The sequence below is a fragment of the Solilutibacter pythonis genome (assembly GCF_003697345.1).
GTDB classification, from domain to species: Bacteria; Pseudomonadota; Gammaproteobacteria; order Xanthomonadales; family Xanthomonadaceae; genus Solilutibacter; species Solilutibacter pythonis.
Map to the genome: position 1 here is coordinate 1 of NZ_RFLY01000057.1, position 1257 is coordinate 1257.

Annotated in this window: 1 protein-coding gene and 1 pseudogene; both read right to left on the bottom strand. The window is 58.1% G+C overall.

Annotated elements, in window-relative coordinates:
* Positions 1–304: pseudogene (locus EBB59_RS13245) on the bottom strand (type IV secretion system protein); the annotation flags it as partial.
* 35 nt (positions 305–339) lie between these two features.
* Positions 340–1257: hypothetical protein (locus EBB59_RS13250; protein ID WP_211327768.1), on the bottom strand; the 918-nt coding region annotated here is incomplete at its 5' end.

The window sequence follows — 1257 nt, forward strand, 5'->3', positions numbered from 1 at the left end:
CCTTGGGCATGGTCTCGGTCAGTAGCTTGCCGATGTCCGTCCCCATGAACGTGAACCCCACCGCCAGGAACGACAAAAACCCGATTCGAAGCGCATTCGTCACCAGCGCCATCATCGGTTCGCGTGAGCGGCCCGTCACGATCAGCCAGCCCTGGAAGATGATCCAGATCGTCATGAACGTCGTCAGAATCAACAAAATCCACTGGATGAAGCCTCCCAGCATGTTGTCCCGCATCACCTCGATCTGCTTATCCAGATACAGGAAGATGATCCGGAAAAATACCATTTGCCCTATCTGTTCCATACTATGCCTCTATGCTCTGCGGCGTATGCCCCGTTTTACTTCCTGCGCCTGTAATCGCGTTCTTCGTACTTGAATTCCATCTTCTCGAACGGATTCACTCCAAGGCCTGCCGCCATCGTCGCGAACATAGCCACATCCCCCGCTATCTCCCGGCCTGTACGTTGAGAACCCGCCATCGCCATCTGGGTCAAGCGTTCCTGCACCCCGCTCAGGTAGGTTAGCCGCGCCTGATAGGCGTCGTTGTAGGCTTTATGCTGCTGCTGGTCGATCTGTGTCTGCGCGATCAAACCCAGGATCGCGTTGGTGTTGTCCTGCAACAGACCCGCCGCATTACCGTCGATCTTGCTCCGTGCCTGCTGTAACTCGCGTAGCCGCTCGTAACGCTTGGCCGCCAGTTCGCTCATCATCACGTTGTACTTGAACTGCGCTATTTGTGTTTCTACGATGTCTTTGCACAGATGCCATTGACGAGTGCCAATGTCGGTTTTTCCGCTATCCGCGCCGTTGCCATCAATACCCGGTGTCGTCACCGCTGTTCCACTGTCACTAGGAATCGGAATACTCCCCCCTCCATCCCCCCCTGGCAGCTTTAGTCTCTTTGGCTTCGGGCAGCGATCCTCTATCGTCATCTCCACCCGGGACAGCTTTTTGCTGGCATTCGCGGGCATCGTCACCTCTTCGGACTTGAACACGATGTCAGGTGCTTTGTACTGCCCCTGGGCCGAGCCCGCTTCGGCATCGCTCTGGTAACTGCCCGAGCCGACCTGTTCGATCCGTTCCAGGTGTTTGTTGGCGGTGTCCAATTTGTTGCGCGTGCCCTCGTCCCGCACCTGCCACTCCGCCGAGGCCGACAGGCTCAGCGCCATCGTCATGCCCAGCACCGTGAACAGGCTGTCACGCACCCACCGCCGCCCTTGAATCGGGGCCGCGGTTCCTTGCCGCCGCGCGCCCTG